Origin of the sequence: Halobacillus rhizosphaerae (assembly GCF_046719735.1) — a bacterium.
GTDB lineage: Bacteria > Bacillota > Bacilli > Bacillales > Halobacillaceae > Halobacillus_B > Halobacillus_B rhizosphaerae.
In genome coordinates, this window is record NZ_JAUTWQ010000043.1 from 1 (window position 1) to 7606 (window position 7606).

General features: G+C 42.8%; 7 protein-coding genes. 3 read left to right on the forward strand and 4 right to left on the reverse strand.

What is annotated here, in order from left to right:
- Positions 1 to 144: 144 nt before the first annotated feature.
- From Q7A53_RS21465 to acsA, 4 genes are all read right to left on the reverse strand, one after another.
- Entirely contained in the window at positions 145 to 657 is a 513-nt protein-coding gene (locus Q7A53_RS21465; RefSeq protein WP_411791256.1) for a type 1 glutamine amidotransferase domain-containing protein, read from the reverse strand.
- Between the two features lie 103 nt (positions 658 to 760).
- Complete coding sequence (locus tag Q7A53_RS21470; protein ID WP_411791257.1) at positions 761 to 2077, reverse strand: lysine N(6)-hydroxylase/L-ornithine N(5)-oxygenase family protein; 1317 nt, start codon at positions 2075 to 2077, stop codon at positions 761 to 763.
- A gap of 28 nt (positions 2078 to 2105) precedes the next feature.
- Positions 2106 to 3404 (reverse strand): purine/pyrimidine permease, encoded by a 1299-nt coding sequence (locus Q7A53_RS21475; RefSeq protein WP_411791258.1) that lies wholly within the window; start codon positions 3402 to 3404, stop codon positions 2106 to 2108.
- 328 nt (positions 3405 to 3732) lie between these two features.
- Positions 3733 to 5442, reverse strand: coding sequence for an acetate--CoA ligase (acsA, locus tag Q7A53_RS21480; protein WP_411791259.1), 1710 nt, complete (start codon positions 5440 to 5442; stop codon positions 3733 to 3735).
- 400 nt (positions 5443 to 5842) lie between these two features.
- On the opposite strand from acsA, the gene queF reads away from it, so the two are divergent.
- From queF to Q7A53_RS21495, 3 genes are all read left to right on the forward strand, one after another.
- Positions 5843 to 6337, forward strand: a complete 495-nt coding sequence (gene queF, locus Q7A53_RS21485; RefSeq protein WP_411791260.1) for a preQ(1) synthase — start codon at positions 5843 to 5845, stop codon at positions 6335 to 6337.
- A 91-nt stretch (positions 6338 to 6428) separates the two neighbouring features.
- The gene (locus Q7A53_RS21490) at positions 6429 to 7250 is read left to right on the forward strand and encodes an AAC(3) family N-acetyltransferase (RefSeq protein WP_411791261.1); all 822 of its coding nucleotides are present in this window, start codon (positions 6429 to 6431) and stop codon (positions 7248 to 7250) included.
- Positions 7251 to 7565, forward strand: a complete 315-nt coding sequence (locus Q7A53_RS21495) for a hypothetical protein (protein WP_411791262.1) — start codon at positions 7251 to 7253, stop codon at positions 7563 to 7565.
- Positions 7566 to 7606 lie beyond the last annotated feature (41 nt).

Consider the following 7606-nt stretch of genomic DNA (forward strand, 5'->3'; position numbering starts at 1 on the left):
CGCACCATTGTCTCAAAACTGAGTTTTCAAGAATTGGGAGCTTTATTAGAATAACGAACTTCTTGAATGAATAGCTATCATTCATATAATAAAAAAAATAGACCACTCGGCACTGATGGCCGGGCGGTCTTTATTCATGATCTATTAAGCTAACAATTTAAGAGACTCACGGTTGAACGCTGGAATATCGTCAGGTGTACGACTTGTAACCAGCTGATTCTGGCAAACCACAACTTCCTGATCTTTAAAATTCACACCCGCATATTCCATATCAACGGCAATGGATGTAAAGCCAGTTGCAGAACGGCCTTCAAGGCTTTTGGCTGTAATTAGCAGCTGTGGACCGTGACAGATAGCAAAGACCGGTTTTTTCTCATCCATAAAGTGTTTAGCAAATTTCACGAACTTCTCATCACTTCGAAGCTGATCTGGAGAGAATCCTCCTGGAATTAATAAAGCATCGAAATCCTCTGGTTTAACATCATCAATGGATGTGTCAATTTTCACAGAGGCATCCCCTTGCTTACCTTTTACTTCTTTACCTGCTTCCCATTCAATGGTCGTTATTTCATGACCCTCTTTGGCAAAAGCATCGGCAGGTTTTGTATATTCTACATCTTCAAACATAGACGTTAAGACACAAGCAATCTTACTCATATCATTTCATCTCCTTGAATTAAAGTTTATTAATGTCACATAGAGTGTGTTTCCCGTATGCCGGACAAATAAACCTTCTCTATTCAAAAAAATGGATATTCACCTAAGAAAAACCTTTCATGGAGAAGGTCTGGAAACTTGTATCTTCCTGGTTTTTATAGATTTCTTTACCGGCAATCGTATTAATAATATGGATGTTCCGGTGGACTGATAAACCAAGATTCGTAGCACCTGCTCCGTGCGAATGGGTTAAATTGGTTAACGTGAAAAAGTGATGGCTGCGGTCATCATTAAATACAAGCTGGTAATCACGCGTCACGCGATAGCTCTTGTCATCTTCCCATTCAATCTTCTCTTTATATCGATCCATAAACCAATCTTGAAGCTGAGGTTTATAGCCGGTAGCCAGCACAACTTTATCTGTTTTATATTTATAGTTCACTTCTTCCTGCCATTGCCTGCATGTCAATTCGTACCCGTCTTCGATTCCCTCAATTCCCGTCACCTCGGTCATAGGCTGAATCAGTACCTGACTGTCCTTCATAGCTGCAGTCTTATGATAAAGGCTGGTGTAAAGTCTTGTTAATGTTTCCGGGTCAATTCCGTTCCTCAGCGCTCCCAGAGTGTCCAGTGTGTTCTCGCGCTGTTCATAACTTAACGAATGAAAATAATCGACGTACTCCGGTGTAAAGAATTCCTGAGCAAATTTAGCTTGATCCAGTTGAAACAATCCACCGCTTCTTGTCAGTAACGTCAAATGCATGTCCTGCCGCTCCTGCTCTTCTAACAAATCCAGAAAGACTTCAAGCGCACTCTGGCCTGAGCCTACCACGGTAATATTTTTAGCTTTTAACAGGTTTTTCTTTTCAAATAAGTAACGAGACGTATGAACGACATCTTCATTCGGAAAGCCTTTCATTTCATCCAGCACAAGCGGTTCGCTTCCTGTTCCCATGACGATGTGCTTGGCTAGAAAATGTTTTCTTTCCCCTGTCATCGTCTCTTCTACAATCACTTCATAATGTGGTTCTGGTGCGTCTTTTCTGTCTATTACATCGATCACAGAGTGGCTGAAATACAGACCATCCAGTTGTTCAGCTACCCACTGCATGTAATGGTTATATTCTTGGCGCGGTATTTTGAAATGCTGATGAAAAAAGAAAGGGAACATACGGTTATGCTCATAAAGGTAATTCATAAACGTATAAGGACTTTTAGGATCCGCAAACGTAGCGAGATCAGCAAGAAAGGGAACCTGCAAATCCATTTTTTCAATGAGCATGCCAGGATGCCAATGAAATTCGGGTGTTTTTTCAAAAAATATTCCATTTACTTCATCTGTTTGGTCAAGCAGCGCAGAAAGGCCCAGATTATAGGGGCCAATACCTATTCCTATCACGTCATACATCGTTTTATCCATATGATTCACTTCCTTTATCTCTATCTCATCAGTCTTCAGCAGGTGCGTGGGGCTCTTTCCAGAATTGCTCTAATAGTATGACCAGCACGGTTCCAATTAATAGTCCATTACTAAGTAAGTTCTGTGCAATGGCTGGCATTCCCTTAAAAACCTCTGGAGGAAGAAACATAATTCCAATGCCAATCAAAAAAGAAACACCTAGAATGGTCAGCCTGCGTTGATTCAATTCTTCACTAGCTAAATTCCCCAGTCCAAGTCCCATTAACTGCACAAAGGTCGCAAGTAAAGCAGCGTTGGCGACGGGCGACGGTATTCCGGAAATAAAAGCTACGAGCGGCGGAAAAAATGAGATCACTATTAAAATGAAAGAGGCGTACAAAAAAGGCCGTTTTTTCTTCTGACCGGTTAAATTAATAAAACCAGACGAAGAGGCAAGCGACACGTTCGCTACGGAAGAAAAGAGCGCCGAGAACCCGTGCGTGATCCCAAGGAAACTGCTGCCTCTATCTAATTGGCTGTAAGTATAGGTAGGCTTTCCATAAAGCGAATGACTCACCGCTACAACGGACGCTACAATATTCGATAACAAAATTACAGCTGTAATAAATGCTAACGGAATGACACTCCAGTCAAAAGATGGCGTGCCCCAAGCAAACCATTCGGGTAAAGAAAACGTATCCACAGAAACAGCAGGCTGATGAATGCCGATGACCACCGCATATATGACCCAGCCTATCGCCACTCCTAGTAACACCGCGTAGCTCTTCACACTTCCTTTTCCAAAGATCGATAGCCCGAGTACTAGGAAAAACGTGAGAAAGGCAACGCCGGCCGCGGGTAAATGAATGGCTTCTACGTTCTGCTGGATTCCGAGCATTCCTTTAAGAAAGGTTCCGCTTAATTGAACAGTAAGCAAAAATAAAAAAGCACCCGTAACCAGGGGCGTGAACACAAATAAGACCCGGTGAGCTAGCTTAAACACTCCAAAAATAAGTAAAAAGATCCCCGTCCAGAGCATGGCTCCCTCAAGCATTTGCAAAGTCTCCGTCGAGTTATTGCCAGCCTGGCTCCCGGTATAAGCCATAACCGTAAAGATACTGATCCATAAACCAGCCGGTCCTTCCATAATGGGCAGGCGATGACCGAACATCCCTTGCAGAAATGAAGTAATTCCGACCACAAAAAAAGTCCGCTGCATCAAACCGGAGATTTCCTGGAAACTAAGGTCAAAAATGGATCCAATAACAATCGGAAAGGCCACTGAACTTGCAAGTAAAAAAACAAACCATTGAATGACTTCAAGGCTTGTACCTGTTACTTTCCTCATGTCAATTTCCCCCGCATTTTCTATATTCAAGATTGGTGATTTTAATTGAAATTTTCCTGCTGTGTAATTTCTTATATCCTAACACAGCAGTGATTAAACTGTCGTTAAATTGAACTTCATCGTTTCACGTGGAACATAAAGACGAAGGAGGTCATATTTTGACCAGACTGTGGGCTGTAAATACTCACTAGATCCCTCAAAACAATTGGCGCCTCCATTTCCATAAAAACACAGAAAACCCGAACCATAGAGTTCGGGTTTTCTAATGAGTATAATGATTTGTTCCCCGGGTTGATCACCAGCAAGCATTGTTAGTGATCCTCTCGTTTTATTCTTCTAAGGTAGAAGTATCACCCGTAGGTAATCCCAGCTCCCATGATTTTAACAAGCGTCTCATAATTTTCCCGCTTCGGGTTTTCGGAATACTGTCTTTAATTTCAATTTCTCTTGGAGCCGCATGGGCACTGAGACCTTTCTTAACGAATTGGCGAATATCTTCAAGCAGCTCATCGGATTCACTATATCCATCGCGAAGGGTCACGAAAGCTTTAATAATTTCACCGCGTTCAGGGTCCGGCTTGCCAATAACGCCTGCTTCGGCAACGGCTTCATGTTCAATAAGTTTACTTTCTACTTCAAAAGGTCCAACACGTTCACCAGAAGTATTGATCACATCATCGAGACGGCCCTGGAACCAGAAATAGCCATCTTCATCTTGGTAGGCGCTGTCACCAGAGACATACCACCCATTAACGAAATAGCTTTCAAATTTCCCAGGGTTCTGCCAAATGGCTCTCATCATAGACGGCCAGCCTTCTTTAATCGCTAAATTACCCATTTGGTTCGGTGGCAGCTCATTTCCTTCATTATCTACAATCGAAGCTGTTATACCAGGGAATGGTTTACCCATAGAGCCTGGGCGGATATCCATAGAAGGATAATTACAAATGAGCATACCGCCGGTTTCCGTCATCCACCACGTATCATGAATACGCAGGTCAAAGGCTTCAAGACCCCAGGTAATGACCTCAGGGTTCAACGGTTCTCCCACACTGAGTACATGGCGCAGGGAAGAAAGATCATGCTTTTTAGCAGCTTCTGCCCCTGCACTTAGTAATTTCCGGAACGCCGTTGGGGCAGAATACCATACCGTTACGTTCTGATCCGCAATCGTTCCGTACCAGTCATCCGGGCTGAATCGCCCTCCGCGGATAACATTCGTCACACCATTTAACCACGGAGCAAAAATACCATAACTTGTACCGGTAACCCAGCCCGGGTCCGCTGTACACCAGTACACGTCTTCTTCTTGTAAATCGAGCACCCACTTACCAGTTTGATAATGCTGGATCATGGCATTATGAACATGGTAGACTCCCTTCGGCTTGCCTGTAGAGCCTGATGTATAATGCAGCAGCATCCCATCCTCCAGGCTGACCCATTCAATATCAAATTCTTCAGAGGCATTTTCCATTTCTTTCTCAAAGCTGATATGCTCGCTTGAACCATCGCCTCCGACAAGAACGATTTTTTCCAGGTTAGGAAGTTCGTCAACAGGAACACGGTCCAACAATTCCGGGGTCGTAATCAGCATAGAGGCTTCACTATCCTCCAAACGGTCCCGCACGGCTTGTTCCATAAAAGCTTCAAATAAAGGTCCGGCAATTGCTCCCACTTTTAAAATGCCGAGAAACGCAGCGTAGAATTCCGGGCTGCGGTGCATAAATAAGAAAACACGATCGCCTTTTTTAACTTCATGATCTTTCAATACATTCGCAAATTGATTGCTTTTTCGTTTTAAATCGTCAAATGTCAGTTTTTCTTCGCGGTCTGGTGCCGTATAAATAAGAGCAGCCTGATTCTTTTTATCAGGGTTTTCTGCATGCTTGTCTATCGCTTCATATGCAATATTAATCTTCCCTGTTTCGCTCCAGGAAAAGTTACTCTTTGCTTCATCCCACTTGAATTTTTCGTGCGCTTCTTGATAATTTTGCAAATTGTAGCTGCCTTCTCGTGCTGGAATTGGTTTCATGTCCATAAAATCACCTCATGAGAATGAATTTTTGTAAACGGTTTCTTTGTTTTCCTTAAGAGAGCTCTGGAATAAAAAGACACAGAGCTTGTTTTTTTAAGGTTATTTGTCTAAAAATTTCGTTAATTAACTTCTATTCTAGGGGATATTCACTCTTTTTTAAAGTAAAATGCCCAAACATTTACATAAATAATTCCAAAAGAAAGTAAATTGACAGTGGTTCCCTGGGTTTATATAATAAATGAGAATGAAATAGCCAGAGGTTTCTTAGCCAACCCCTCTTAAAAAAACTAAGGACAACGCACTTCATGCCGCATCCCTTAGAGGTTTGCGGTTTTTTTAGGCTTTAGTTCTTTCAGCTCTTTGAGGGAGTGGAAATCGATCGGCAATAAAGGAGGTTCACCAGATGCCAGGACGTAGCGAAGAAGATTTGGACCTATCCTTGCTCGGTAACCAGGGAACGGCGTATTCCTTTGAATATGACCCTGAGGTTCTTGAAACATTTGATAACCAGCATCCAGCGCGTGATTATTTTGTGAAGTTTAATTGCCCGGAGTTTACCACTCTTTGCCCGAAAACAGGACAGCCCGATTTTGCAACCATCTACATCAGTTATATTCCAGATATTAAAATGGTAGAAAGTAAGTCTCTGAAGTTGTATTTATTCAGTTTTCGCAATCATGGAGACTTTCACGAAGACAGTGTAAACACGATTATGAATGATCTCATAGAACTTATGGATCCACGTTATATCGAAGTGTGGGGCAAATTTACACCGCGAGGCGGGATATCCATTGACCCCTTCTGTAATTATGGCAAGCCAGGAACGAAGTTTGAACAAATGGCAGATCATCGGCTGATGAACCATGATCTTTATCCGGAAAAAATCGACAATCGTTAATAAACACGAGGTCCATTCAGACCTTTCGGAGAGAAAGTCCATGTCAATGGGCTTTCTTTTTTTGTATAATCATACCAGGGAGGGAAAATACATGAGTGAGTTATATGTAATCAAGCAGACAAAGCAACCGAACACGGTAGAATCTCTAACTCAGAACCTTAAAGATTTGGGAGTCCAGGCCGGTGATACGCTTCTGGTACATGCTTCCATGAAAGCCATAGGCTGGATCAGCGGCGGTCCTCAGGCTGTGCTGGAAGCCTTAATGAATGTGGTTACAAACGAGGGAACGCTTGTTTTTCAAACTCATTCACCGAACCTTTCCGATCCAGCTGAATGGGAGAACCCGCCTGTTCCTGTGGAATGGCATCAAACCATCCGCGATACGATGCCTGGATTCGATGCGGCCCGTACCCCCTCTGCGTTTCTAGGGGTACTGCCAGAACTTTTTCGAAACTGGCCCATGGTGTACCGTAGTAATCATCCCAGCGTCTCCATTTCTGCCTGGGGCAAGGGTGCGGAAGAATTCGTTAAGAACCATCCTCTGGAATACTCTTTAAACGAGCAATCTCCCTTAGGACGTGCTTATGAAAGAGATGCTCACGTTCTTTTATTAGGAGTCGATTATTCTACTAATACAAGCTTTCATCTAGCAGAATATTGGAGCAAAACGAGGAAAGAAGTGACTAGAGGAGCCCCTGTCCTGACTGACGGAAAGCAACAATGGATCACTTATTCCGATATTGAATTTAACGAAGATCAATTTCCAGCGATTGGTTCAGCATTTGAAAAAAAACACACAGTCAGAAAAGCGATGATCGGTCAAGCAGAGTCTACATTGTTTTCAATGAAAGAAGCCGTTGACTTTGCTGTAGACTGGTTAGTCCAAAACAAAGAAGGCGAGGAAAAAATGTAAATGGTAAAAGTGATTCGTACGGTATTTATAATGTTCTTCATTCTATTGGGCATAACCGCCTGCTCTGACACCAGTCAGCCTGTCAAAGAAGACCACCCGGAAATGATTACATCAGCTGAATTTGAAAAACTAGATAAAGGCATCTCCTATGATAAAGCCCAGGATATTATTGGAGGAAAAGGAAAACGATACTCCGATAAAGACCAAACCACCGGCCCTGTAGTATATGGATGGAATTCAAAAAACGGCGACACGGCCTTAATCACATTTATCAATGATAAACTAGCCGTCAAAGAAATGAAAAGCCCAGAATGAAGATCAAATGCGGAGAGGAGCGGTTAGATCCCCCGGGCTAA

Coding starts and splice junctions, on each gene's coding strand:
- acsA (WP_411791259.1), bottom strand. CDS start 5,442: ATGGACATGAAACCAATTCCAGCACGAGAAGGCAGCTACAATTTGCAA.
- Q7A53_RS21465 (WP_411791256.1), bottom strand. CDS start 657: ATGAGTAAGATTGCTTGTGTCTTAACGTCTATGTTTGAAGATGTAGAA.
- queF (WP_411791260.1), top strand. CDS start 5,843: ATGCCAGGACGTAGCGAAGAAGATTTGGACCTATCCTTGCTCGGTAAC.
- Q7A53_RS21490 (WP_411791261.1), top strand. CDS start 6,429: ATGAGTGAGTTATATGTAATCAAGCAGACAAAGCAACCGAACACGGTA.
- Q7A53_RS21470 (WP_411791257.1), bottom strand. CDS start 2,077: ATGGATAAAACGATGTATGACGTGATAGGAATAGGTATTGGCCCCTAT.
- Q7A53_RS21495 (WP_411791262.1), top strand. CDS start 7,251: ATGGTAAAAGTGATTCGTACGGTATTTATAATGTTCTTCATTCTATTG.
- Q7A53_RS21475 (WP_411791258.1), bottom strand. CDS start 3,404: ATGAGGAAAGTAACAGGTACAAGCCTTGAAGTCATTCAATGGTTTGTT.